This is a genomic window from Vibrio sp. FE10 (assembly GCF_030297155.1).
Lineage (GTDB): Bacteria > Pseudomonadota > Gammaproteobacteria > Enterobacterales > Vibrionaceae > Vibrio > Vibrio apostichopi.
The window spans coordinates 1,205,426-1,231,675 of record NZ_AP028068.1 but is presented as its reverse complement, the minus strand read 5'-3'; the positions used below and the strand labels follow the sequence as shown (position 1 = coordinate 1,231,675).

Annotated in this window: 22 protein-coding genes; 13 read left to right on the top strand and 9 right to left on the bottom strand. The window is 43.8% G+C overall.

What is annotated here, in order from left to right:
- Positions 1 to 73: 73 nt before the first annotated feature.
- The gene (locus QUF19_RS22495; protein WP_286299615.1) at positions 74 to 1,678 is read right to left on the bottom strand and encodes a mechanosensitive ion channel family protein; all 1,605 of its coding nucleotides are present in this window, start codon (positions 1,676 to 1,678) and stop codon (positions 74 to 76) included.
- Positions 1,679 to 1,929: 251 nt separating this feature from the next.
- On the opposite strand from QUF19_RS22495, the gene QUF19_RS22490 reads away from it, so the two are divergent.
- From QUF19_RS22490 to QUF19_RS22475, 4 genes are all read left to right on the top strand, one after another.
- Positions 1,930 to 2,178: a hypothetical protein gene (locus tag QUF19_RS22490; protein ID WP_102436510.1), complete on the top strand. Its 249-nt coding sequence runs from the start codon at positions 1,930 to 1,932 to the stop codon at positions 2,176 to 2,178.
- A gap of 1,021 nt (positions 2,179 to 3,199) precedes the next feature.
- Positions 3,200 to 5,263: a protein-disulfide reductase DsbD family protein gene (locus QUF19_RS22485; protein WP_286303286.1), complete on the top strand. Its 2,064-nt coding sequence runs from the start codon at positions 3,200 to 3,202 to the stop codon at positions 5,261 to 5,263.
- A 3-nt stretch (positions 5,264 to 5,266) separates the two neighbouring features.
- Positions 5,267 to 5,836, top strand: a complete 570-nt coding sequence (locus QUF19_RS22480) for a protein disulfide oxidoreductase (protein WP_286299610.1) — start codon at positions 5,267 to 5,269, stop codon at positions 5,834 to 5,836.
- A gap of 119 nt (positions 5,837 to 5,955) precedes the next feature.
- Entirely contained in the window at positions 5,956 to 6,675 is a 720-nt protein-coding gene (locus tag QUF19_RS22475) for a DsbA family protein (RefSeq protein WP_286299606.1), read from the top strand.
- 325 nt (positions 6,676 to 7,000) lie between these two features.
- Here the strand turns inward: QUF19_RS22475 and QUF19_RS22470 are convergent, their stop codons facing one another.
- A complete protein-coding gene (locus QUF19_RS22470; protein ID WP_102436516.1) occupies positions 7,001 to 8,020 on the bottom strand; it encodes a succinylglutamate desuccinylase/aspartoacylase family protein in 1,020 nt (339 codons plus the stop codon).
- A gap of 376 nt (positions 8,021 to 8,396) precedes the next feature.
- Between QUF19_RS22470 and QUF19_RS22465 the strand changes: the two genes are divergently transcribed.
- The 3 genes from QUF19_RS22465 to QUF19_RS22455 all read left to right on the top strand — a co-directional run bounded on the left by QUF19_RS22465 (position 8,397) and on the right by QUF19_RS22455 (position 11,137).
- Positions 8,397 to 9,404 carry a porin gene (locus QUF19_RS22465; protein WP_286299600.1) on the top strand — a complete coding sequence of 336 codons (1,008 nt, stop codon included), beginning with the start codon at positions 8,397 to 8,399 and terminating at the stop codon, positions 9,402 to 9,404.
- Positions 9,405 to 9,559: 155 nt separating this feature from the next.
- On the top strand, positions 9,560 to 10,450 hold the full coding sequence (locus QUF19_RS22460) for a DMT family transporter (protein WP_102436520.1): 891 nt from the start codon (positions 9,560 to 9,562) through the stop codon (positions 10,448 to 10,450).
- 69 nt (positions 10,451 to 10,519) lie between these two features.
- A complete protein-coding gene (locus QUF19_RS22455; RefSeq protein WP_017630100.1) occupies positions 10,520 to 11,137 on the top strand; it encodes a glutaredoxin domain-containing protein in 618 nt (205 codons plus the stop codon).
- Positions 11,138 to 11,291: 154 nt separating this feature from the next.
- On the opposite strand, the gene QUF19_RS22450 is transcribed toward QUF19_RS22455, so the two are convergent.
- From QUF19_RS22450 to QUF19_RS22440, 3 genes are all read right to left on the bottom strand, one after another.
- Complete coding sequence (locus tag QUF19_RS22450) at positions 11,292 to 11,426, bottom strand: hypothetical protein (protein ID WP_017109040.1); 135 nt, start codon at positions 11,424 to 11,426, stop codon at positions 11,292 to 11,294.
- Between the two features lie 236 nt (positions 11,427 to 11,662).
- Positions 11,663 to 12,013 carry a hypothetical protein gene (locus QUF19_RS22445; protein WP_017105643.1) on the bottom strand — a complete coding sequence of 117 codons (351 nt, stop codon included), beginning with the start codon at positions 12,011 to 12,013 and terminating at the stop codon, positions 11,663 to 11,665.
- A 91-nt stretch (positions 12,014 to 12,104) separates the two neighbouring features.
- The gene (locus QUF19_RS22440; RefSeq protein WP_286299582.1) at positions 12,105 to 13,310 is read right to left on the bottom strand and encodes a multidrug effflux MFS transporter; all 1,206 of its coding nucleotides are present in this window, start codon (positions 13,308 to 13,310) and stop codon (positions 12,105 to 12,107) included.
- 108 nt (positions 13,311 to 13,418) lie between these two features.
- Between QUF19_RS22440 and QUF19_RS22435 the strand changes: the two genes are divergently transcribed.
- Together QUF19_RS22435 and QUF19_RS22430 are read left to right on the top strand one after the other, a co-directional pair.
- A complete protein-coding gene (locus QUF19_RS22435; RefSeq protein ID WP_102351486.1) occupies positions 13,419 to 14,315 on the top strand; it encodes a LysR family transcriptional regulator in 897 nt (298 codons plus the stop codon).
- A 175-nt stretch (positions 14,316 to 14,490) separates the two neighbouring features.
- Positions 14,491 to 16,359 carry a putative bifunctional diguanylate cyclase/phosphodiesterase gene (locus QUF19_RS22430; RefSeq protein WP_286299574.1) on the top strand — a complete coding sequence of 623 codons (1,869 nt, stop codon included), beginning with the start codon at positions 14,491 to 14,493 and terminating at the stop codon, positions 16,357 to 16,359.
- A gap of 238 nt (positions 16,360 to 16,597) precedes the next feature.
- On the opposite strand, the gene shyA is transcribed toward QUF19_RS22430, so the two are convergent.
- From shyA to QUF19_RS22415, 3 genes are all read right to left on the bottom strand, one after another.
- Positions 16,598 to 17,887: a peptidoglycan DD-endopeptidase ShyA gene (shyA, locus tag QUF19_RS22425; RefSeq protein ID WP_286299572.1), complete on the bottom strand. Its 1,290-nt coding sequence runs from the start codon at positions 17,885 to 17,887 to the stop codon at positions 16,598 to 16,600.
- 346 nt (positions 17,888 to 18,233) lie between these two features.
- Entirely contained in the window at positions 18,234 to 18,533 is a 300-nt protein-coding gene (locus QUF19_RS22420) for an isoamylase early set domain-containing protein (RefSeq protein ID WP_017105639.1), read from the bottom strand.
- A 127-nt stretch (positions 18,534 to 18,660) separates the two neighbouring features.
- Positions 18,661 to 19,314 (bottom strand): hypothetical protein, encoded by a 654-nt coding sequence (locus tag QUF19_RS22415; RefSeq protein ID WP_286299567.1) that lies wholly within the window; start codon positions 19,312 to 19,314, stop codon positions 18,661 to 18,663.
- 32 nt (positions 19,315 to 19,346) lie between these two features.
- On the opposite strand from QUF19_RS22415, the gene QUF19_RS22410 reads away from it, so the two are divergent.
- The 4 genes from QUF19_RS22410 (at position 19,347) to QUF19_RS22395 (ending at position 24,560) form a co-directional block, all read left to right on the top strand.
- Positions 19,347 to 19,829, top strand: a complete 483-nt coding sequence (locus QUF19_RS22410) for a GFA family protein (RefSeq protein WP_286299564.1) — start codon at positions 19,347 to 19,349, stop codon at positions 19,827 to 19,829.
- A 150-nt stretch (positions 19,830 to 19,979) separates the two neighbouring features.
- Positions 19,980 to 20,654, top strand: coding sequence for a YoaK family protein (locus QUF19_RS22405; RefSeq protein ID WP_102436534.1), 675 nt, complete (start codon positions 19,980 to 19,982; stop codon positions 20,652 to 20,654).
- Positions 20,655 to 20,882: 228 nt separating this feature from the next.
- Positions 20,883 to 22,253, top strand: coding sequence for a YjiH family protein (locus QUF19_RS22400; protein WP_286299559.1), 1,371 nt, complete (start codon positions 20,883 to 20,885; stop codon positions 22,251 to 22,253).
- Between the two features lie 435 nt (positions 22,254 to 22,688).
- Positions 22,689 to 24,560 carry a methyl-accepting chemotaxis protein gene (locus QUF19_RS22395; protein WP_286299554.1) on the top strand — a complete coding sequence of 624 codons (1,872 nt, stop codon included), beginning with the start codon at positions 22,689 to 22,691 and terminating at the stop codon, positions 24,558 to 24,560.
- A gap of 146 nt (positions 24,561 to 24,706) precedes the next feature.
- On the opposite strand, the gene QUF19_RS22390 is transcribed toward QUF19_RS22395, so the two are convergent.
- Positions 24,707 to 26,092, bottom strand: coding sequence for an alpha-amylase family glycosyl hydrolase (locus QUF19_RS22390; protein ID WP_286299551.1), 1,386 nt, complete (start codon positions 26,090 to 26,092; stop codon positions 24,707 to 24,709).
- Between the last annotated feature and the right edge of the window lie 158 nt (positions 26,093 to 26,250).

Sequence of the window (26,250 nt, the reverse complement as noted above, 5' to 3'; positions counted from 1 at the left end):
CATTTAGAGGTCGACGATACGCCGAACTTAGTGCTCTCCGTATTAGCTATTCTCGTACTAGCCTTTTTCCGGATTAGCTCTCTTCGTGGTTGTAAACATGCACATCACGTTGAGGGAATGGAATCGTGATGCCTTCTTCATCGAAGCGTTTCTTCACGGTTTCCGTCACATCCCAATACACATCCCAGTAATCGTCAGTTTTAACCCAAGGTCTTACCACGAAATCAACAGAAGACGTATTCAAGGTATGAAGCTTGATCATATGTTCTGGCTTTTTAAGTACTAGAGGGTGCGCGATGATGATGTCGTTCAATACCGCTTTTGCTTTATCGATGTCATCGGAATAACCAATGCCAAACACCATATCCACACGTCTCACACGCTCTGCTGTGATGTTGTTTATAACGTCACCCCAGATCTTGTTGTTCGGGATCACCAAGCGTTGGTTATCAATGGTTTGAACGGTTGTCGACACTAAGCTCATGTCTTTTACTGTGCCTTGAACGCCAGCTACTTTAACCATGTCGCCAACATCATAAGGACGATAGATCAAGATCATCAAGCCTGACGCAAAGTTAGACAGCGTATCTTGCAATGCAAAACCAATGATGACACCCGCAACACCGAAACCCGTTAGTAGTGGCGCTAACTCAATCCCAATTTGAGACAGGGCGATAAGCAAACCAATAAACACGACCGCTTTAGATGCGATGGATACGAAGAACTCCTGCATCAATACGCTGAAGTCCATTTTAGAGTGCGAGACACTCTTACGAACGGTCTTACGAGCGACGTTAGCAATAAGACGAGTTATATACAAAATACCGAGAAACAGAGCGAGTTTAACGATAAAAGAAGGGGTATTTTCGAAAGCCCACGAGCTGAACGAACGTAACCAACCATCTAGCAGTTCGAGTGCGACATCCACATCCAACACGTCAGCGTTGATATCACCCGTCGTTGCTAAAAGCACGCGCTTGTAAGAAGTCACATCCACGCCGTACGGTTCCATTAGCGTGATGGTCTCTTCTAAGCTCGCAACCATAACACTGGTTCGCTCGCTAAAGCGTTCAAGCTCCTTTTTAATGGTCGCTTTCTCTTCTTCATTCACAAAAGACAAACGCGCTTCTAAGTCTTGACGTTGTGTGTCTGTATAAAGAATGGCATTAGTCAGATATTTAGAACGTTCAACAAGCGCCGTTTTTAGTTCAGCTTCAGGAACAGCAACATCAACACCACGCTCTTTCGACCAACCTAATGTCGTAGAAAGTTGTTGATAATAAACATCCATCATCCCAATTCGTTTTTGAATCCGTAACTCAAGACGCTTTTTAGCATCACCTTCAGCCGAACGGTTTTCTCTGCTCATTGAAACGATTTTAACTTCATTCAATGCCAGTAACTTTTGTAAGAGTTCGACCTGCTGAGCAAGAGTTACATCAAGCCCCTCTTTCTTATCTGACGATAGCTGCGAAAAGATCTCTTCACGTAATGCTTGGTTTTTACGCCTTAATATATCTTCTAAAAATGGCTTCTCAGCATCATGTGCCGATTCTAATGTTGTGAGGTCCAGCATTAGCTGGTCTTGTACTTCTGCTATTTTATCGACACTTTGTGCAAAACTCCCTGATGCAACAAACGCCAACATTAAAAATAGACAACGCCAAACCTTTATCATGTTAATTCCTATGAATGTCTAAATTGACCCTATAAATAGTAGTAAAAAGAATATGGATAACAAGCATTTAAAAGTATGTTGTGTTAAATATTCGCAAAATATCAGCTCGGATCTAATATTTGAGAGTTCCAATCCCTTCTTATGACCTGTAGAGTACGCATCCAACAAAGAATAACGGCCAGAATCATCACTTAGGCACATGTACAAAAACGCCTTTAATCCGATGTCGGCTCATAGCAAGAGAATAAAAAATGAACAACGAACTTGATATTATCGATTCCTTAGAAGAACTAGAAAAGTTCCTAATCTCAGTTGAAGCTGGCGGTTTGGGTCTTGAAGGCGTTGAAGGCGTAGGCATGGCAACCAATAATTCAGATGGTCGTCATTTCGTTGCTGTATTTGATAGCAACCACAAGGTTCTACTTGCTCGCTGGATCACTAAAGAAGTCTTTGAAAATGGTAAAGACCTAGTTCGTAACGGACCTCGTCGCACTCATTAAGGCGTCCGAATAGAGCATAGAACACCAAAGACTAATAGATTGAGCCCAATTCAGTTTCTAACGAGCGATTGGGCTTTTTTGTGTCTGCTATTTAGTTAACTTTTTCAAACACAACCACGCTTCCCCTCATGTATGCGTAACTGGCGCGCTTAAAACGTTACTTTGAAACTGTCACCTTGAGAAATTATCTTGGTTAGAAAAAAACACCTTGGTAAGAAAAACAGTCACGTTGATGAGAAAAACAGCGGTCAGAGAAAAAGAACAAATTATTATGAACTTAAGCCGATACTTGATGCCTCACTCGCTAGGTTTGGCATTTATGCATCCCTTTTGCTTTGACAATTTTATGACTTGTAGCCCAGAGCAAAGTTATCTAAGCTAGCCACAATTCAACGAGCTCGCTTTAGCTGCTAACTATTAACAACTAACTGATTCGATTACTGACTGATTTGCTGAATACACCATTACTTTTCTTATCCAAACAGAACCGCCGACAAAAGCATTCGCTTTGGGCGCTTTTCCTTACCGGACTGGTTATCGTAACCTGTCTGGCGAGTACGCTGTCTGCAAACAAAGTAACCACTTCGGCTTCCTTAATTGGACAATCAATACTTGTCGGCGCAGAAACCAGCCACCCACAAGCAAACGTCGCATCTTTCGATAAAATGTCTGAGCTCTATGCCAGTGTTTTCGGGTCAGAAGCTTCTAAAACTCTGTCAGCGCCAAATTCTAGCGCGTGCAGTCTAAGCTCAAAAATGCTCACCTTCGCGACACCTAAAACAGGTTGGCTGATTCCTTTTATCCTGTTTATTGCTGTTGCGTACAGCTTATCACCTCACATATCGAGATTGTCTAGGGATAACCATCGCTCTTCTCGACCTACAAAACACCGCTTACATCTAAAGCATTGTATATTTAGAGAGTAAATAACCGGGCTACTACACCCTTTTATTTATTTTTTGGAGATACATTTGTGTACAACACACTACTAACTAAGTTTGTCGATTCGTTGGCATTCTGCATGCGTACATGCGCGAAAACGCTAGTCACTGCCCTTTTGGTTATGACGTCATTTACTGCTTTAGCACAGACTACGGGCTGGCTCAGCGTGCCTGAACATCCACCCGTCAAAATGCGAATGATGTCGACGGGCGAACAGTCGGATGACGGTTCTAAGATTCAAACCGTGCTGGATGTCGTTCTCGACGGCGATTGGAAAACCTATTGGCGTAGCCCTGGTGAAGGTGGTATTCCACCAAGTTGGGACTGGTCTGGTTCAACAAACATAGAGTCGGTAGAGTGGCATTGGCCGATCCCTAAATATTACGAACAGCTAGACGTAATGACGTTAGGCTACAAAAAACACGTCAGCTTCCCAGTAACGTTGACACTGAAAGACAACACGAAGCCGGCACTGTTCAAGGCGTCGTTCACCTTTCCGTCGTGTACCAATATCTGTGTTTTAACCGATTACGACATCGAACTGCCCATTGATCCGCAAACATTAGAGCTCGATGAAGAAGCGATGTTCTTGTTCAATCAAGGCATGAGCCAATCTCCACGAGAAGCTAACCGTACTTCTGTGAACGGCCTGTTCTGGGATAAGAGCAAGCAACAACTGGTGACTCAGCTAACAAGTAAAGAAGGCTGGGATAAACCGATGGTGTTGATTGATGGTCAAGAAGTGCTTGATGATTTCTTCTCTCAACCTACCGTCCACATCACAGACAATACAATGACTGCAGTATTTGATGTGAGTAACTGGATCGGTGACGTCGACTTAACGGATCGTACGGTGAGTGTTACCGTTTCAGATACTAACTTTGCCGAAGAGATGACCGCGCAAGTTGGTTCAGACCCGATAGCTTACCAAACAAGCAACAACAGCTTTCTAGTCATGCTTGGCTTTGCGTTAGTGGGCGGTTTAATCCTCAACATCATGCCGTGTGTGCTTCCCGTGCTAGGGATGAAGCTAAACAGCATTATTCAGAACCAAGGTGCTTCAAATCGCCACATCCGACTCTCATTCCTAGCGTCTGCTGCCGGTGTTATCACTTCGTTTGCGCTGTTAGCGCTAGGCATGACCGTTCTGAAAATGGGTGGTAATGCGATTGGTTGGGGAATCCAGTTCCAAAATGTTTGGTTCATCGGGTTCATGCTGATCATTACCCTACTGTTCTCAGTTAACCTGCTCGGTCTATTCGAATTCAGACTTCCGTCAGGCTTAAACACTTGGATGGCAACCAAAGGCGATGACTCACATTCAGGTCACTTCATCCAAGGCATGTTTGCGACGCTGCTGGCGACGCCTTGCAGTGCGCCATTCCTAGGAACTGCGGTGGCTTATGCGCTGGGCGCAAGTTACCAAGAGTTGTGGGCTATCTTTATCGCACTCGGCATTGGTATGAGCGCACCTTGGTTGATCTTCGCATTATTCCCAAGCCTAACGAAACTGCTACCAAAACCGGGCGCATGGATGTTCAAAGTTAAGTTGGTATTCGGCTTAATGATGTTCATCACTAGTCTTTGGTTAACAAGCCTACTGAGCCCATTCATTGGCAAGTTCCCAACCATCTTGTTGTCACTGTTTATCGTCGTTTCAGTGCTGATTTGGATTGGCATGAAATTAGGTCGCAAGGTGCTGATTCCTATCATGGCAACCACAACCTTGGTATTTGGTGCTGCATTGATCGTCGGCAGTGTTACCGCTGATAACTGGGCAACGCCAATTGTCGATAACCTTGATTGGCAGAAGCTGGATGCGAAACAAATTCCTCAATTAGTCGATGAAGGCAAAACGGTCTTTGTTGATGTGACCGCAGAATGGTGTATCACCTGTAAGGCCAACAAAATTGGCGTCATTCTTCAAGATCCTGTCTACAGCCACCTACAGCAAGAAGACATTGTTTTGATGAAAGGCGATTGGACAACACCAAGTGAAAGTGTCACTCAATACTTACAAAGTAATGGCCGATTTGGTGTGCCATTTAATATCGTTTATGGCCCGAGCTATAAGAATGGTATTCCATTGCCTGTGATTCTAGACAGTGACACTGTTATTCAAGCCATCGACGCTGCGAGATAATTGATGAAGACGCCCAACAATGAACAAAAGCCTAGCTCTGCTGAAGGCAACGCTGTAAAGGCTGAAACCAAAAAGCCAAGTCGTCTTAAGAAATGGGGAAAGGAACTCGTTTCAATGATACTGATCGTTGGCGTGGTTTCGCTTGCCATGGATTTTTACCACAGCAGAAGCATGCCTCAAGGAGACTCGATTCCAATCGTGGGTCAGTCTCTACAAGGTGAGGATATTGATGTTATCGAGCTAAGCAAAAACGGTAAGCCCGTTATTGTCTATTTTTGGGCGACTTGGTGTAGCGCATGCAAGCTAGTGAGCCCAACGGTCAATAGCTTCAACGACTCCCACCAAGTAGTTTCTGTCGCACTTTCATCTGGCCCAGACGAACGTGTTCAGCGCTTCTTAGACGCCAAAGAGTATGACTTCCCTGTTATCAATGATCTCTCTGGATCGATCAGCAGAAGTTGGGGAGTCAATGTCACGCCAAGCATTGTCATCATCAAAGATGGAAAGATCAGCAGTATCGCAACCGGCGTTACTTCCCCTATCGGCCTGTGGTTAAGAACCTACTTTGCATAACTCGCTTACAAAGAGAGAGCAAAGCAAACAAGCCGATTTAAGAAAATTTAACAAACAATAATACCGTGAGCGCGACCCAAAACGCGCTCATGATTATCAAGAATTAGAGAATAAACAACATGAAAAAACATCTGATAAGCACACTGATTTTAGGCTCACTAATGAGCACGAGTGCGTTCGCTGAGTTAAGCACTGAACAAACCCAGCAACTTGAAGAAATTAATCAATTCCTGAAGGAGAATCCTTCTACGATTTCAGGGCTGCATACCAGTTTAGAGCAGTACGTCGCAGGCCAAGCGCAAGCAAAGAAAGCTCAAGCTGAGAGTCACGACTGGTTGTATAACAATGACGCTCATCCAATCACGGGCAACCCTGACGGAAAATCAGTCATCGTTAACTTTACTGACTACAACTGCCCTTTCTGTAAACGCTTAGAGAAAGGCTTAGTTAAACTAGCGTCTGAAAATAGTGATATCAAAATCATCAATGTGTACTTGTCATTTAAGCAGCAACAAGTAGCTGGCCTTGATACCAATGCGGCTCTATACGCGATGAAAGTATGGAAAGATAATCCAGAAGCCTTCCCTGAAGTCGATAGATTACTGATGGCGAAAAGCGGTAGCCACACCAAATCTTCATTACAAGCTGTGGCGAAGAAAACAGGAACAGAAGCGCAATTGGACACGACCTCAGAGCAAAGCGACATACTCATGACCAACCACCAAACCTTTAGTGCTCTAGGTTTAACCGGCACTCCAACCATGATGATGAACGGAAATGTTTTACCGGGATATGTGCCTTACGACCGACTGAAAGACATCGTAGATGACGCTTTCTAATCGAATCTAGAAAGGTTGTGAGTCTTAGAAAACATTGAAGATGAAATTGATAAAGCCTACTAGCGTTAACCCGCGGTAGGCTTTTTTATGGCTTTAAAATGATCGTTTGAAATAATCGTTTTGAAACAAAAAAGCAGTCGAAGTGTCACCATCTCGCAATGGGTTCTTAATTTATCCTCGTTACTCTAAGAGCAGTTCTGTCGATGAGTCAAAGACGTGTTAACTCTAGACAACTGTCCTTTGACCGAGCTTAGCTCGGTCTTTTTTTTTACGTATTTCGCATGGCGGTAGCTTTCGCGAATGGCTCGCTCTACCTAACAGTTATCTAACTCAGCAAGCGACAAACAAGCGCACCCGGTTCCCTTAATGCATCCACATTATAGCTAAGTACACGCCCTGCAGACGGCGCGTGATAGCGACGGCATTCGTTACCAAATGCATCATATTGAATGGCTAGCAACTCGCCTTGTTCTACGCTTTGCAGGAGTTCAACCTGAGGTAGAACAAAACCACCGATATCGGCACGAATAGACACAACATTGTTGCCTTCGATCCAATCAAGAGCGGGAAGTTGCTTAGGCTCTGTTATTTGCTCACCGACAGCCTCGGACATCTCATAGTAAGACAGCATATTAAACACGCCGTCGACCGCCCTTTGAATCATGTCAGGTTGAGTAAATTTACCCATCCCCACTTCGACCGTGATACTTGGGATACCACTTCGGTTCCATACGGTTTCTAAGATACCTGGGTCGCCGGGATCATTGAGCACACAATCGGGCTGCATTAATCTCGCCATCTCTAAACATTGATCAATCCGGTAATCAGCAAAAACATAGAGAGGATAAACCGCACCACGCGTTTGGGTATGAAGATCGACTGCAAACGTTGCATTGTGTTTAAGCAAACGCTCCCACAATGAAGCCACAAAACGCTCGGCAGCCAAACCATGGGCATCACCAGGGAAAAGTCGATTGAGGTTAGCAGGACATGAACCCGGGTCAGAAGAGATAAAGTCGCGGCTATGATTTAACAAACCAGACAGGTTGACCGTAGGCACAATCGTCACTGTACCTGTTAAGTTCTTACCAACGAGATCTCTGATAATTTGTTGAGCAGCCAACACGCCATTCAACTCATCACCATGAATACCGGCGGTGATCATCAACTTGGGTCCATCCTGGCTTCCTTTAAAAACAGACACTGGCATATTTTTCGGTTGCCCTAGCCCATCGCTGGTCACTTGGAACCAAAACTGATGTTCCCCAGTGGGTAGGTCGTCCACATTCAAGGAGCCAATAACCTGCCTACCTTGTAAAACATCACCTAAGTACTCTGTTTTCATGAAACCTCTCCGTCCTGTTGAGCAGAATCTATTCGCTTTGAAGTTTTTGCATCATAGAGGATATAACCACCAGCACAAACTGTTATTCGGCGACAAGAGTTCACCATCTACTTTCATTGCTGCTCCACTACCGCGAAGAAACCGCTAATCAAAACTTAAACGGACCAATAGAAAAGCGCCTAAACTTGTATAACTATTCACTAATTACTCAGTCCATTGAAATAAAAGTGCAATAAAATCAACATTTAAAAAAGTTCCCTATTCACGAAAATGTAATTTTATAGAAATGAAAGCTTAATTTATCTGCTCTAAATTAGCTTCATATCGAAACGGAGAGCGCATTGCTCACGGATTTTAAAATACAAGGTAAGTGATTATGAAAAAGGCAGTTCTAGCTTCTGCAGTGGTAGCAGCACTAGTTTCAGGTTCATCTCTAGCAGCAACAGTTTACAGCTCTGATGGTACTGAGCTTAAGATTGGTGGTCGTGCAGAATTCCGTGGTGACTTCATTGGTTCAGGCAGCAGTGTTACTGATGGTATTGACGAAGTTGAAGGTTCAATGAAAGATAAAACTCGCTTTCGTTTAAACCTTGGCGGTAAAACAGAGCTTACAGATAATGCAACAGCTTTCGGTTTCTATGAGGCCGAGCAAGGTACTGGCAAAGATACTTTCCAGAACCGTTACATGTACGCTGGTGTTGATTTTGATGGCCAAGCAGTTTCTGTCGGTCGCCAAGACATGGCTTCAGTAATCGTATCTGACTTTACGGATATCACTGAGTTCTCTGGTGTTCAACAAGTATTCGGTGCAGCTTCTGATAAAGAAGACGGCGTATTTGCCTACCGCGGCGGTTTTGATGCCCTTCAGTTAGAAGCAACTTACCAAACCAACAGCGAGAAAGACTCTGATGGCTACGGTCTTTCTGGTATTTACTCACTACCATTCGGTTTGGATCTTGGCCTTGCATACTCAGGTGAAGATAAAGGCGAAGGAAATGGTAGCGCAAACCAAATCCTTGCAGGTCTAGCGTATTCTCTAGATAGTCTTTACCTAGCAGCAACATACTCTACAGGTGACGCTGACGATAAAGCAGTCGGTGCAGATACTGAATCATTTACTGCAATGGAACTTGCTGCACAGTACAAATTCACAAAACAGCTTTCTGCTGCTGTAGTGTATACGTACCAAGAAGATGAAGCCGCGAATGGCTCTAAATCTGATGCTCTAGACGGAGTTGAGATCGCTGGTTACTACAAATTCAATGGTAATTTCCGCACTTACGTTTCTTACTACCTAAATGGCCTAGACGAGACAAAAGTAGCTAATGTTGTAACTGTTGAGCAAGAAGATATTCTTCGCCTAGGTGTACGTTACGACTTCTAATCTAAATTTACTTTAGATAAAGATTAAAAAGGTTGGGCGATGGCTCAACCTTTTTTCATATTCAAATATTCTGACCAACTTCATCAATGCTTTTTCTGGTTTCATTGTGTTAAATCCGTATCATAGGTGAACCACATCAAATAATTAGAAGCATCATGTCACAACACCATCCGATTCAAGGCGCTAGCTGGATGCTAACCGCTGGTTTAGCCTTTGCTGTCATTAACAGCCTTACTCAAATCGCTAGCATTCATTTCGGACTCACTTCTACCACCGTCGCCGTCATTCAATACGCTATCGCGTTGCTTGCTATTCTGCCTTACCTTAAAACGTTAGGGATTCGCCGAGCGCTAAAAACCGATAATCTAAAATTGCACGTGTTCCGAGTCTTCTTATCGGTTATTGGTATTCAACTGTGGATTTGGGCTTTGGCTTACCCTGTGCCTATTTGGCAAGGTATCGCCCTTCTCATGACTTCACCTTTGTTCGCGACCATAGGTTCTGGGCTTTTTCTCAAAGAGAAAGTGGGCGCTGCTCGTTGGGGCGCAACCTTAGCGGGTTTCGTGGGCGCCATGGTTATTTTGGAACCGTGGGCAGAAGATTTTAGCTGGGCAACGCTACTGCCAGTTGGCGCTGCATTCTTTTGGGCGTGCTACTCTCTTATGGTGAAAAAACTGTCCTCGCAAGACAGCCCATCGACCATGGTGGTTTACCTTCTTCTCTTGATTACACCCTTTAACCTTCTTCTCGCAGTACCTGATTGGCAAACTCCGAGCGGTGGCACTATCTGGGGAATATTGGTTGTCATTGGCATAATGACTGCGCTTGCACAATGGGCAATCGTAAAAGCATACTCCGTAGCCGATGCCTCTTTTGTTCAACCATTTGACCACGCTAAGCTTCCACTCAATGTATTAGCAGGCTGGATCGTATTTAGTTGGGTTCCACCTGGTCGTTTATGGCTAGGAGCCGCTATTATTATTGCGTCAGTTGCTTTTATTACCCATTGGGAAACAAAAAGACCAGCGAAATCGAAGAAAGTTTAAAGCTAATGAAATAAATAACGCTACTGTCCGTTCTATATTGATAAGAGAATTTTAAACGAGGTCGTAACCATGAAGAAACCAGTCAAGATTACACTATACCGTTGGGCAGGCAGCTGGGGTCCATTTAAAGTCAATATCCCATGTGGAGAATGTACCCTTACTAAAGACATTCTTAAGGACACTTTTGAGAATGAATTAGCCGATGTCGATGTCGAACTAGAAGTGAAAGATTGGTTATCTCATTGGTGGGAACCGCTTAAACTGGGTTCTTGGCATGCGCCGATTCTTGTCGTTGAAGGCAAAGTCGTCAGCCAAGGCGAAGCACTCAATCGAGGGGTGCTCGTTCAATCAGTAATCAAAGAGTGGACGAAACGAGACAGCTTGAAAGGCAACATTGTTTACGGGAAAGCGACATGCCCATTCTGCGTCAAAGCTAAGAAAATGCTTGATGAAGCGGGTGTTGAATATACCTATCACGATGTCGTGAAAGACAGCGCGGCTCTATATCGTATGATCCCAGAGGTAAAAGCGCACATTGGTGAGAAAACACCAGTCACAGTCCCTCAGATCTGGCTTGATGGTAAATACATCGGCGGAGCAGACAACTTAGAAGCTTGGATGAAAGAAAATGGTCTAGATTCCATTCCAAACAACGTTGTCGATTTATCTAATCAATCGGCTAGCTGATCTCTGAAGATCTTAGAATATGCCAATGGGTTAAACGATTTTTTGTGTCCATCCACAATAAAGTAGAGCGTTGAATATCATCAATCGCTTAAACGAAAAAGGCCTTAAACTTCATTGAGTTTAAGGCCTTTTTAAATTCCGTTTTAAAAAATGCTTACTTAGACATTTTCTTCATCATTCGCTTAAAGAACGACGGTTTCTTTGGCTTTGACTTGCCATACAATGCTTCGTGCATCATGTTTTTTGCTACCATTTGGCCAAGGTATGCGTGGCCTAGTTCGTAATTCATGCTTATCTCCGCACATAATCAATTTTCTTATGCGCGGATTTTACACTTTAAACGCCCAAAAACAAGACTCAAATCACACTTTTATGTAAATAAATTACAGGTTACATGGGAGCTTACAAATAAAACACAAATTAAACGCAACAAAAAAGCAGCCTAATAAGCTGCTTTTAGAAAAAGGCTTGATTCTAAAAAACCGTTGGTTTTAAAGGTACCTTTCAAACGAAGCTGTTATAACACTAGCTACGCTTTGGCTGTCTATAAGTTTTACCAGCAATCTGGTATGTGTCTTTTTGCTTTAATTCGAACATTGTTTCGAAGAACCAAGCTGCAAATTTGATTAAGTCATCGCCTTCATTCATAACATGTTCGATGTACTCTTGCTCTTCGCCTTGTTCATTCTCTTGAAGCGTCACGTGGTAAATACGCTTTTCGCCGTCAACTTCAGCTAACGCAAATTGACCAGTCAATGATTCTGCAGCCTCAGCGACTTCAGTATCCTCATTGGATTTCAACAACTCGAGTGCTTGAGGCAAGCCATCCAGTACACAGATCGCTTTTACCAGTACTTCAAATTCATTTTGCTGCATGTTTTACACCTATTAAATGGACCGAAGTATTGTAGGAAACCATCAACACAAATACAACGCTTTAACTAGAGCGTGCAAGTATAAAACCTATCTAGCTATATTCTATTGCTGCAGAGTCGATTTTTTTGTTAGCTCGAGTTGAAGACCATAGTACACAGCCCATACCCGCACCAATAATCAGGTAGAACACGCCAAGCTGTAGATGAGTCGTCACCCAGCTTTCTACTAAGTATCCGCCTAATAAGCCCGCCATACACATTTGAATTGAGCCCGACAGCGCAGACACCGCGCCAGCTTGCTTCTTGTGAGGCTCCAACAACATGCTGATCGATAGAGGGAAAGAGATGCCCTGCGCGATCGCTAGCCAAGTAAATGCCCACACTAGGTTAAAGATAGAGAGTTCATGTGTTAACAACCAAGCGCCCGACGCCAACACGATCAAAATCGCTAAGCTCATTAGCTGCGGCGTACTGAATCGGCGGTTGAGTAAGTTCAACGCCACACTGCCGATCAACAACCCAGCCGAAGGCACAATCATCAAAGAGCCATATTCAGCAGCTGTCAGGCCTAGTTGTTCTTGCATTAAGAATGGGAATAAAGATAGCGACACTAGGCTCGCCATATAGCTCATCCAGTTGTAGCTCGCGCTGCTGATCACTTGACGGTTAGTCAGCAAGCGTCCGTAGTTTTTCACCACCTGGCTGACTTCAAACCGACTCTTTCCGTAAGGTAACGTCTCGGGCAACACAAAGTAGCCAAGAATAAATATCGCCAATAAATACAATAAAACAAACAGGAACACCGCCTGCCAACCGAGATGAAACGAGATCCAACCACCAAACACTGGCGCAATGATCGGCATGATAGAAGCGGTGATTGAAATATAAGAGAGCGCCTTAGTGAGTTGAGGGCCATCATAACTGTCTCTAAGAACACTTCGCCCGAGCACCGAAGCACTCCCCGCCCCTAAACCTTGCAACAAACGACCAACTTCTAAAGCGGTCATATTGTCGGAAAATGAAAAACAAACGATAGTACCAATCAGATAAACACCCTGACCCAACAAGAAGATAGGTCGTCTTCCCACCGCATCAGACATCGGGCCATAAAATAGCTGAGATAAGCCAAAACCCACAAGAAACAGTGTAACGAGTAATTGCACATCCACTTGGATAACACTTAAGTCAGAAGCGATTAATGGCAATGATGGGAGGTAAATACTCACACCCACTTGCCCCGTAGCAATGATCATCATTGCTAAGAGTAACGGCGTTTTTTTAAAGGTCGATTGGCTCAAAAAATTCCCTGTTCGTTTGTTATTTGTTCATGATATAAGTCTATATTCAAAACCAGTAATTGATAATTAACCAAATTGGAATTTGATTAAGTCCCAATAGGAAATAATATGGATTGGATTCTTAACGTAAAAAGCTACGTAAGAGTGGTAGAAGAAGGCAGCTTCAATGGAGCAGCACGTAAACTGAATACCACCAGCTCAGCAATCAGCAAAAGAGTAAACTGGCTGGAAGAACGCATTGGCACTCAACTTTTAAAGCGCACGACTCGCTCAATTAGCCAAACCGAAGCAGGCGCACTCTTTTACCTGCGAGCCAAGGATCAGCTCGATAATTGGCAGTCGATTATTGATGAGACTCGCTCAGTAAACCAAACACCCGCTGGCTTGCTAAAGATAGGTGCGACCATTGCCGTTGGCTCTAAGTTTCTAGTGCAATATATGGACGACTTCTTGGAGAAATACCCAGATATCAAAGTACAGCTCATCACCACTACTTCCGGGCAATTACCTGAACTTGGGTTAGATCTGGTGATCAGTCGAGAACTGGAACAACTCAACTCTTTGAGCTTCAAGAAAACCCCCTTGTTTGAGCACAAAGCCGGTTTCTATGCCGCACCGAGTTATCTCGCCAAACATGGTTACCCCACCTGTGAGCAAGACTTAGAGCAGCACAACTCTCTAATCTGGGGAGAGCGCCCGACTCGAGAAGTTACACTCACCAAAGGGCAACGAATCACGTTGAATGGAAACTTCGCGACCACTAACCCTGAAGCATTATTTCATGCGGCGAAGCGAGGAATGGGCGTGCTCTTAACCATCAAAGCAATGATCAAAGAAGATCTCAAACAAGGGACATTAGTTCCAGTCTTACCAAATATCACGGCTGACGAGGTGATGGTTTACGCATACTACCCTAAGCTTGACTACTCACACACACGAACAAAGCTCTTTTTGGATCACCTCAAAGAGAGACTAGACAGAGAGCGTAGCACTCAGATTTTGTGAAATAAGTCACAACTGAGTTTGAAAAATCATACAACACAGTCAATAATAAACTGGACGCATATTAATAGTGTGCGCAACTTGTATGTATACAAGACCACGCACTTACAAATTATGCTTATAAAAATCATATATATACAGCTTACACACTGATTCTGGTTGGCTACGGATGGTGACTATGACTCAACATACGCACAGCAACATAATAGACACAGAGCGCATTGGCCGTTTACTTAAATTGGAAGGTATCGACCTTTTAGAGTCGGCCGTGCTTACTTTGCATCAAACCTTTGGTACTCAATACACCAGCATTATTGAGAAGAAGTATTTCCCAGACCAAATGGTTCCTTTGGTGATTGCACAATCTGACCACGTACTGCATGACAAAATCAATCCGCGTCATGGTCACATCTACCAACAAGCCGTTAATCAAAGTCACCCTGATTGCTCTTTCGCTCAATACATTATTAAATCTTTGCCAACGTCAGCGTTCAGGCAAGAGATCACCTCTCAAAACTCGATTGCGATACCCACTCGAACTCAGAGTGGTGAAGTCATGGGTGTGTTGTTTTCGACCTTCACATCACCTCTTAGCCCTGACCAACAGCAAGAAGTGATCAAGCATCACCAACTTTTTGCAGACATCGTCATTCATACCTTGCGCGAGATGTGGTTTAACGACAGATCTGAGCAGTTAGTCAATCAACTCAGCTACGAGGTGTCGCACGATAGCTTAACAGGACTGCTTAACCGCAGTTGTTTGTCGGATACGCTAGAATCGATCACTCAACAGAGTGTCACGCCTTTTACCGTGGCTCTGTTGGATATAAACAGCTTCAAAGCCATTAACGACATGCACGGTAATTACATCGGCGACAAGGTACTGCAGCATGTCGCTGAAACACTGCGCCGTACATTACCAGAGAACAACCTAACCTTTCGTACAGCCGGTAACGAGTTTGCTTTCATTACTTATCATAACGACCCAATCGGTGTCTGCGAACAGGTAGTAACCAAAATAAAGCAAGGCTATTGCAGCGTTGATCTGAAGATTGATTTCGATGTCAGTATTGGGATTGCTCGCTCAGATGGAAATAATAAAGACGTAGAACAGATCATCTTCAATACCAGCTTGGCTTTAAAAGAATGTAAACAGCACCCAGATACACACATCCAATGCTACGACACTCATTTAAGAGCGCGTTATCAAAGAAAAACCGAGTTGATTGCCGCTTTACGCAGTGAGCTAGAAAGCTCAATCTCGAGTAAAACAGTATTCAATGGCAATCACGGCAATAGCCCTACAACTGACAACAATGGAATGTATGTGGTCGTCCAACCGATCGTCGGTAAAGACGATACACGTTGGGAATATTTTGAGGTTCTCACTCGTTGGAAAACGACTCAACACGGCGACATATCTCCCGTAGAGTTCATACAAGTTGCAGAAGAGTCTGGCCTTATCGTCGAGTTGGGCGAACGTATTATCGAACTCGTTTGCCGAGCAAAAATCACACTTGAGCAAGGCTTAGGCTATAAAATCAAACTGGGTATCAACTGTTCCGCTCACGAGCTTAGTGATTCTAAACGCTACCTTGCCTACCTCACTAAAACGATCAAACAGTACAACTTCGAGGCGAATGAGTTTGTTATTGAATTAACCGAAACCGTATTACTTTCGCCGACACCTGAAGTCAAAGACGCCCTCAACTATCTTCGAGAACAAGGCTTCACCATTGCGTTAGATGACTTTGGTACCGGCTACTCAAGCCTGAACTACATTCACAGCTACCCTATCGATTGCATTAAAATCGATGCCGTCTTTATCCAGAACCTGTTAACCAACTCCACATCAGAGAGTGTCGTTTGGTTGATCATTCAATTGGCGCAAAGGTTGGGTGTATCACTCGTTGCGGAAGGTGTCGAAGAGCGTGAGCAGTTAGATAAACTCCACTCAATGGGGTGCGACAGTATCCAAGGTTACCTCTATTCTTGTCCACTGCGCCCAGAAACCATCGTCAGCAACATAAAAGCGCTAAGCGTATGAAGACGACACTCTTCATGCCTCTGAGCTTCTGAGCTTCTGAGCTTCTGAGCTTCTGAGCTTCTGAGCTTCTGAGCTTCTGAGAAAGCGTAGCTTAAACAACAAAAAAGCCGCAAGGGCAAAATTGAACACTTAGGTATTCAACTCTGCACTCGCGGCTTTTCAATGTTTAGATATATAGGCAATCAAGCTATTCGCTTATTCAACGATTAGACTCACCAGCGATATCGACTCGCAATTACTAACTGTTGTTTGATTGCTCTTCTAACGCTTTCTTGAGTAACTTGTCGGCTTCATCTCTCGCGGCTACGAATGTCGCTTTTTCCTTTTTCGGCACAGAATCAGCCATCGGAATATTTGCTGTCATCGCGTTAACAGGACGACCACGTTCGATCAGTTCGTAGTGCAAATGCGCACCCGTCACTCGGCCAGTTTTACCCGATAAGCCAATACGTTGACCACGAGAAACTGTTTGCCCTTTACGCACAAGGATCTTACTTAAATGCAGGTAGCGCGTTTTGTAAGTGCTGCCGTGCTGAATCACCACGTAGTTACCCGCGTAAGGGTGTTTACGGGTCATGATCACTTTACCATCACCGGTCGCTTGAACTGGCGTGCCAATTGGCGTCGCGAAGTCTGTACCGTTATGTGGTGAGATTCGACCTGTCACAGGGTGTAAGCGTTTAGGGTTAAATTGAGAACTCTGACGCCAGCTGCTGCTCACAGGGTAACGTTGGAAAGCACGTTGTAGGCTATCACCGTCCGCATCATAGTATTGACCATCAGTGTGAAGATAAGCAGAAACAACGCGGTTGCGGTTGATGATCTTAATCGCTTCAATTTCACGTTTTCCGGTTGCAACACCATCAACGAATTGAGCTTTCTGAAGCACTTCAAACTGATCGCCAGCACGTAGGTCACGGCTGAAATTCAATTTGTCTTTAAGAAGAGTCACAATATGGTCAATCTCAAGACTGTTTAGACCGACTTTATTCGCCGACATAGAGAAACTGCCTTGAATATCACCCACGAGAGGCTTTTGCTTCCATTCACCCGGAATAGAAATGTCTTCAAATTCGTAGCTGCCATCATCAAGCAGTCGGTAAACCGCCTTATCAGCAACACTAAATTGGATTTCCATCTTGGACAGATTACCCGTCGCCTCATCACGCCAGAAACGTAATGTGTTGCCAGGACGAAGCGTGTCTAGCGCAAGGAAGTTTAAATCCGTTTCCATCACGCTCATCATCGATTTATAAGAAAACCCAAGTTGAGTGAAGATGCTACTCAAGTTATCGCCCGTTTGAATTTGATACTCAAACGTCGGCGGTTCAATGATGACCACAGAAGGTGTAAGGATTGACTCAATAACGGTTGAGTCCGGTAAATTCAGATCGATCGTTTTTGTCAGATCTGATTGAGAAGTTTGTAAAGCAACACCGATGACTGCAATAAGTGGCAGTCCTAAAATAGCTGCTTTTTTTACAGGTGAAAGCTCAGAAAACGGAGAGGAGAATATTTTTGAATACACGGTAAACAGGTCTTTCTACGATATAAAAGCATAGGATATGCTTTTCAAACGCATAAATCATCAATGCATTGTCATAATATGATGCGAATCTTACTCCTCGCACCTAAGTCATTGAGTTACCGTCAATGTAAAACGCTTTATCGCAAATAAAATTAACCGCTAAATTTGAAAATAAAAAAGCAGAAACACCTGGCTTCTGCTTTCTATTGATTTAGGTTATTCCGCTTCGCTTAATTAATAAACAAACTGTATTGATCGTGAGATCCTCACTGGATACGGCTGTATAACCGTGTGTCTCGAGAGTCAGCAGTTAAGCAATAAGCAATTAAATCACTACGTAACTGCGTTAAGCAGTAACCGTCGATACCAAACAGTTATCACCACCAAAATCATTGGGGATATAGCGATCAGCGTTCGCGTCGTTCACCCACTCTTGGTCATCAACAAGGTAGCGGAATTGAAACTCGCCATCTTTAGGTAGACGAGTTTTGAATTTGTAGACTTTCCCTTTCGCCAACTTTTTCATTGGGGTTGCTTTCCAATCAAGAAAATCAGCAACAATAGAAACTGAGTTTGCTTCTTGAGCTTCCAGCTCGAAGGTCACTTCCACTTCATCTTTGGTTTTAAAAAAACGTTTGTTAATCATTCGCAAGCTCCATTTGTAAAAATATAAGCAGACACTGCTTTGAGGAGTGTCTAAATTTCATTCATCTAACTACGATAATATGTAATTTAGCTCACATAAACAACAGATCCTTACACGAACCAAAGCGTTATTGCTTACCAATTGATTGCGTATCAAAAGAAAAGCTCATTAACACCTTTTCAGACGGTGCTTCTGCAAATGATTGTTCCGCAGTATGCTGAGTAAAGCCGATAAAACCTTTCCCTGTGAGTTTACTCTTTGAGGTACCTTCAGGAGGCTGAGTCACATCTAAGGTTTGGATTTGTACGCGATCGCCCAGTAACAGTTGATCGACGAGTACAACACGGCTTCGCTGCTGATCGTGTTTAAACAGACCAAGATAATAGAATACGCCGCTACCTTGGTTAGATATCCACATTGGCGCAACAAAGAAACTCGCTTTGCCCAAAGTCACCGCTGACAGATTTTTAGTGTCTACTGTCGCCACACCACGTTCAACACCGGAATCATAGCGTCCAAATGCGATTGCTCTTGTCTCATCGACTTCATTGATAAAGGCGTAAGCGTTGGTCTCAGGTACTTTGATTGTCCATGGGTTAGTCGTCTTTAAATCAAAAACGGTTTCAACGACTGGGTCATAACTGACTTGTGAGGAAGGAAACTTCGCCAAGATCTCTTCGTCACTTAAGCTAAAGCGATAAATACCCGCCACTATCACCACGACTAGCATGACAATCGGAATCAGTAAAATCAGAGGTATAGGTAAGATTTTCTTTTTCATGAGCAATTATATTCTTTTATTTTCATCCAGTTGTGCAGACCATAAAGGGCTTTAGTATAATTATCAATACAGGGTTAACTGGAAGTGGAGCATGGATGGATATCAATCATATTAAAGATAGAAGTATCAGAAGTTGCGAATGCCGCTGTGGAGCCGTCAACCTAGTATGCAGAGGCGAACCTCAACGAACCTCGGTATGCCATTGTTATGAATGTCAGAAACGCACCGGAAGTGTGTTCGGCGTTCAGGCTCGGTACCCAATAGAGCAAGTGACGCTAAGCGGAGAAGTAACCTCTTTTTCACGCATCAGCGATACAGGCAATGAAGTCACCTATCAGTTTTGTCCCAAGTGTGGAACCACCATGCTTTTACAGTCCGTTGCCGCCGCCGATTTTTATATCGTCCCACTAGGATTGTTTAAAGAGCAAGATTTCCCATTACCAAGCTTTTCAGTCTATGAAGAACGTAAACACGGTTGGGTCAAGTTTGACCACCAGATGAGCCATTACAACTAGCTTATTACTGACCTTTATCTTTGTATAGAAACAACATTAGAACAAACTGCAATACTGTTGCCTAAGATCAAATATGAAAGCCTCACAACGCTAGCGTATCTTTTCGCTAGCGTTATAATCTTGCTCCTGATTTAGCCCGGAATAAACCACATGATTTCTAAGTTGCCTCGCTGGGTTGAATACGGCGCCTTACTACTCGCAGGCCTTGCTGGCAGCGTGAATGCTATTGGTCTTCTCGGATTCCAACATCAAGCCATTTCTCATATATCCGGTACCATGTCGTTGTTGGGAAGCAGCCTACTGACCCCTTCTAATGCTTCAATACACCTTTTTTTAGTTATCATGAGCTTTATGCTCGGTGCCGCCTTCAGTGGTTTCTTTATTGAAAACCAAGCGCTGAAATTAGGGCGTCGTTATGGCGTGGCTTTATGTATTGAAGGTGGGCTACTGTTCTTAGCTCTTGGGACATTGTTGCAAGGGTATACGTCAGGCCAATATTTCGCTTCAGCCGCATGTGGCCTGCAGAATGCGATGATAACGACCTACAGCGGTGCAATCATTCGTACCACACACATGAGCGGGATCATCACAGATCTTGGCATCATGATTGGTGCTCGCTTAAAAGGTACGCCTTTCGATCGACGTAAAGCCAAATTACTGATGTTCATTGTCGGGGGCTTTCTGTTTGGAGGGTTAACCGGTGCGTGCTTGTTCCAACGCTTCGAAATTTTAGCGCTGGCTTTTCCTGCTTCTTTCGCTTTCATTATCGCATTTAGCTATTGGCTTTACCTGACCTATCGAACTGATACTCCAGTAAATTTATAAATATCTGGCAATATATCCTCAAAATACGTAACATCCGCAACACTTTATTCTAAACTTTTAAAGAGTTGCAGAATAACCAGTGTGAATACTTAGCGATATTTGATGAATAGTATTGCAAGCGATATTAATACTGGGTAATCTTGCATCCGATAAGAAAATACGGATGTTTAATGAATAAAAATGCCACGGATATGGCTTTTTTACGTGTAGAAATTCGAGAACAATAACATGTCTAACAACACGAACACTGCTCCAACAGAGAAATCTAAAGGCAGTTTCTGGGTTTTCTTAATCCCATCATTGATTGGTTTATTCCTTTTCATGGCGCCAATTAGCTATCAAGGCGATCTAACCATCCCTGTTGCTATCTTAGCCAAGTCAATTCAAGCGGTTTTCGGTGAATACCTAATCCCTATCATCACTGCGATCGTCGCTTTCATGTCTGTAGCTTCCGTTTTAAGCACCATTTTCAAGCCTACATTCATTACATCGAACTCATTTTTGAACGGCCTTTTCAACCCATCTCCATTATGGTTGTTGGTACGTCTTATCGGTGGTGCAGCAGCATTCATGGCTTTCTTCCAAGTAGGCCCTGAGTTTATCTGGGAAGAAAACACTGGTGGATTAGTGCTAGAAGGCCTACTTCCAACACTGTTCTCAGTATTTATCTTTGCTGGTTTACTACTGCCACTGCTGCTTAACTTTGGTCTGCTAGAACTATTCGGTACCTTACTAAGTAAAGTAATGCGTCCAATCTTCAACTTGCCAGGTCGTAGTGCTATCGACTGTATGGCTTCTTGGTTGGGTGACGGCAGCGTTGGTATCCTGCTTACAAGCAAACAGTACGAAAAGAAATTCTACACTCAACGTGAAGCTGCGGTTGTTGGTACGACTTTCTCTGCAGTATCTATCACGTTCAGTCTTGTGGTTATTGCTCAAGTAGAGCTAGAGCACCTATTCCTGCCTTTCTACGCAGCAATCTGTTTAGCGGGTATTGTGGCGGCGGTAATCATCCCTCGCCTTCCGCCACTAAGCATGAAGAAAGACACCTTCATTGATGGTAGCAAGCCTCACAAAGACGCTGACGCTATCCCAGCGGGTCACTCAACATTCTCTTGGGGTCTTGAGCTAGCAGTAAGCAAAGCATCACAAGTTAAGTCTGCTAAATCAGTATTTGCTGAAGGCATCCGTAACGCCGTGGATATGGTATTTGGCGTACTGCCTGTTGTTATGGGCCTTGGTACGATGGCACTGGTTATTGCGGAATACACTTCTGTATTCTCATTCCTAGGCCAGCCTTTCATTCCATTCCTAGAGCTACTTGGTGTTCCTGAAGCGGTTGCAGCATCTGAAACGATTGTTGTTGGTTTTGCGGATATGTTTATCCCAGCAATCCTTGCGGCTTCTATCGACAACGAGATGACTCGCTTTGTTATTGCAGCAATGTCGGTAACTCAGCTGATCTACATGTCTGAAGTAGGCGCTCTGCTTCTGGGCAGTAAGATTCCAGTGAACATCTTGGAACTGTTTATTATCTTTATTCTGCGTACTCTAATTACGCTTCCAGTTATCGCTGGTGTAGCTCATCTAATATTCTAAATTAGACTCTACTGATATAAAAAATAAAGAACCCATTTATAAAGCCTCACTTTTGTGAGGCTTTTTATTTCCGCGGAACATATTCACCCTCCCGTTCAAAACTCAATCAATATATAAAATAGGCAGTTCATTTAATTTCATATCTACTTATCCTCTCCACCGCTTTTTAATAGAAAACCACACACATAAACGTCTAATTAATAAATTATCAATACCCGTAGGCTCTAGGCTCGCGTGTATCTTCAACTCATTGAACCAAATACTAAAAGTAACAAATATGTGATTTAGTGAATTTTGTATTGTTTAGGTTGTTGTATTTTTGTAGTCTATTTTGTGAAATTACATTCAAGTAAATTTCAATCTCGTCGATATATATAATTAGAAAAACACGATTAACTTTAGACTTCGCAAAGCCTGTGAGAAGGGGAACACTCAATGAAATTTAGCCATAAGGTGGTTGCTGCATCATCAGCCTTGCTGCTAGTGACAGTATCATTGCTTTCAATACAACAACTTTACACCGTAAGAAGTGCTGTAGAAAACCACGTCAATGCGAGCCTAAAAGAGATGGTCTCTGGCGTAAAAAATACAGTCGTATCAGAGATGAACGCCAAAAAAGCGTTGGCTCAATCGACGACTGAAGTCATCGAGATTAACCCTCAAGATCGCACTTACGTAAAAGAAATCCTAGAAAAACCAAAGCTTAAAAACAGCTTCCTAGCGGTTGGCTTTGGTTATGAAGCAAACGGTTTCGTCATTGAGAATGATGACGGTTGGGAAGCAGGTCCAGATTACGACCCACGAATCCGCCCTTGGTACATTGATGCTAAATCCAAAAACAGTTTAGTGGTTACCGCTCCTTATGTGGATGCATCAAGTAAGAAAGTCATCATCTCAGTGGGTACGCCAGTTAAAGACAATGGCCGCTTCACTGCAGGTATGTTCTACGACCTAGAATTGACCAACCTTGCGACCTTAGTAAACCAAGTGAACTTGTTCGATGCGGGCTACCTATTCCTAGTGACTGCCGACGGTACAACGATTGCTCACCCAAATGCGAAAAACAACGGTGAAACGCTTTCAAGCTACATGCCACAAGCGACCATTCGTGAAGGCTCTCAAGAAATTGAAGTCGACGGCAAAATGTTCCTAGTTAACTTCACCCACATCCCAAGTGAAGATTGGTACATTGGCGCAATCCTTGATGAAGAGATCGCGTTCCAAACCGTGGAAGATCTGAAGAACAGCTCAATGATCTACTCATTGATTGCGGTAATTCTCAGCATCATTGCACTAACAGTTCTTATCCGCGTATTAATGCGCCCACTGGATGCACTTAACCAAGCGATTCAAGATGTAGCGAGCGGACAAGGTGACCTAACTAAGCGTCTAGATACTAATACAGACAAAGAGTTCTCTGACCTAGCGAAAGGCTTCAACACCTTTACCGAAAACCTGCAAAATCAAATCATTCAATCGAAAGCGATTGGTGTTGAGATTAAGCGTGGTACAGAAATCACGGTGAAAGGCGCAGGCGAATCTGCAAATGCGATGAACACGCAGCTGCAAGAGCTAGAACAGCTAGCAACTGCAATGAACGAAATGGCAGTGACTGCAACAGAAGTCGCAAACAACGCTCAAGGCGCGGCAGCAGCAGCTCGTGAAGCTGACGAAGCAACGCTAGACGGTACTTCAGTCGTAAGTGACACCACGCAAGCCATTGATAACCTATCAGCTCGTATCGACCAAGCCGTTGCAGAAGTACAAGTACTTGAATCAGCAACAGCCAACATTGAAACGATTCTTAAGGTAATCAACGACATTGCAGACCAAACTAACCTATTGGCATTGAACGCTGCGATTGAAGCCGCGCGTGCTGGTGAGTCTGGTCGTGGTTTCGCAGTCGTAGCCGACGAAGTTCGTACTCTGGCACAACGTACTCAAGAGTCGACAACTGAAATCCGCAACATGATCGAGCAGCTCCAAGCCGGCGCAAGCTCAGTATCGAACGCGATGAACCAAAGTAAAGACACAGCTACTGACGCCGTTGAACGTGCGCAACAAGCGAACTCTTCACTTGACCGCATCCGCGACGCGATTCAGCGTATCTCTGATATGAACATTCAGATTGCTTCAGCAGCAGAAGAACAAAGCTTGGTAGCGGAAGAGATCAACAACAACACTGTTAAGATCAAAGACCTTTCAACACAAGTATCAAACGCGGCGCAAGAAGCAAACACGGCAATGCAGGTACAAACTGACAATGTTCGTGCACAGGATGAACTATTGAATAAGTTTACGGTTTAATCGCCTGTCAGTTTAGCTAACGCTCCGCTTAGTAACCAATAAACAGCTTCAAATAAAAAGCCCCGCTTACTGATTGATAGTAAGCGGGGCTTTCTTTTTCGTCTTTTCTTTCTAACCGTTTAGACGTCACTCATAACAGACTCGATTTAGTCGGTTATCAACATCATGCACTGGTTGGGTTCAACCTTAATAGTTAAGTCCTTACCAACGCAATCGAACGTATCACCAGACAACAAATCGGTCACTGCGCCAGTCCAGTTTAATGAGGCTGTTTTGCTTCGTTTCGATTTGTTAATCACCACAATGCCTTTGTCACCACGGACAAATACCAACAAGTCATCATTCGCTTCAACCACACGCATTGCTTCGCCATGAACATGATTATGAAATTGAATCATATTTTTCATGTAAGGCGCTTGCCAGTCGTTAAGCCATCGAGGCTCGCCATTCTGATCCAGAATACCGCTGGTGCTCAACTCACTGTATACAAGCGGTACACCGCCATCTCGACCCAGAATGAAGGCATGAGCCAATCGCTCGTCCACTTCATCCATCACATGTTCCAAAAACACTTCGTTGTTTGGAATATCATGAGTCACAGCAAAGGTGATGGCTCGCATGTTGGATAGAGCCTGACCAAAACAGTACGGATTGATCAGAGACTTAAAGCTGCCCTGCTCTTCAAAGGCTTTGAAGATGGTATTGAACAGAGGAAAATCATAAGCGCCTAAGCGAGTGTGTTTCAGGTATGGCTCAAGGAACAACTCATACTCTTCCTCCGTCGCTCCGCCATCAGTAATGATCTCGCCGAAGATGTGCATTTCTTCGCAGATATCGTCAGTCCACACCTTGCGTAGGTGTGACAGTGTCATGTGTTTCGCTGCATCAATGCGGAAACCTTTAACACCAATCTGTTTCAAGGCTTTTAGGTAAGCTCTCTGCTGCGCGACCACATTGTCGTTGTCTAGCAGCGTTGGCAAGCCAGGATCGCTGGCTCCACCAGTAATACGTCCATTTTGCACTTCCCAAGTGTCTTTCCAGTTTTTGATACCAAACGCTTCCACAAAGTCGTTTTCATCAAATAAAGGTTTAGAAAGATCACCAAATAAGCGTATGGATTGGTAATACTCAGAATCTTTTTGGTAAGACGTCATGTCTTGTTGATTGGGATATGTTAAATCACCACGGATACCCGATTCGTTAGCCATATGGTTGAACACGACGTCTACATAAGTACGAAGCCCATGCTGCTTTAACGTGTTCACCATCGCAGTGAAATCTTGCGTGTCACCAAGCTGATTGTCGATAACACGGTAATCTTGGGGCTGATAACGTTGCCACCATTGGGTGCCAGAATCTCGGTCGCAACCTTTAGGGCCGCGTAGCGATTTCATCGCTGGTGAAACTAAAACCGACTTATAACCCAACTCTTGGATCAGTGTGGCGTTCTTCATTACGTCAGCGTAGCACCAGTCAAAAGCATGCAATATAACATCTGTCGCTGGGTTGCTTAACATAGCTGAACTCTCCATGTTGTTCTCCTACCAAACTCGTTTACAGCTTTCTAGATAAAGACAAAGGCTAAAAGGCAAAGCTGCATAAATTTCCTTAAGAATGGTATTTATTATATGAGTTACTCATTAAAACCCCTCCTCCTCCTACCAATTAGTCACGGCGGATAGTTGAGGGC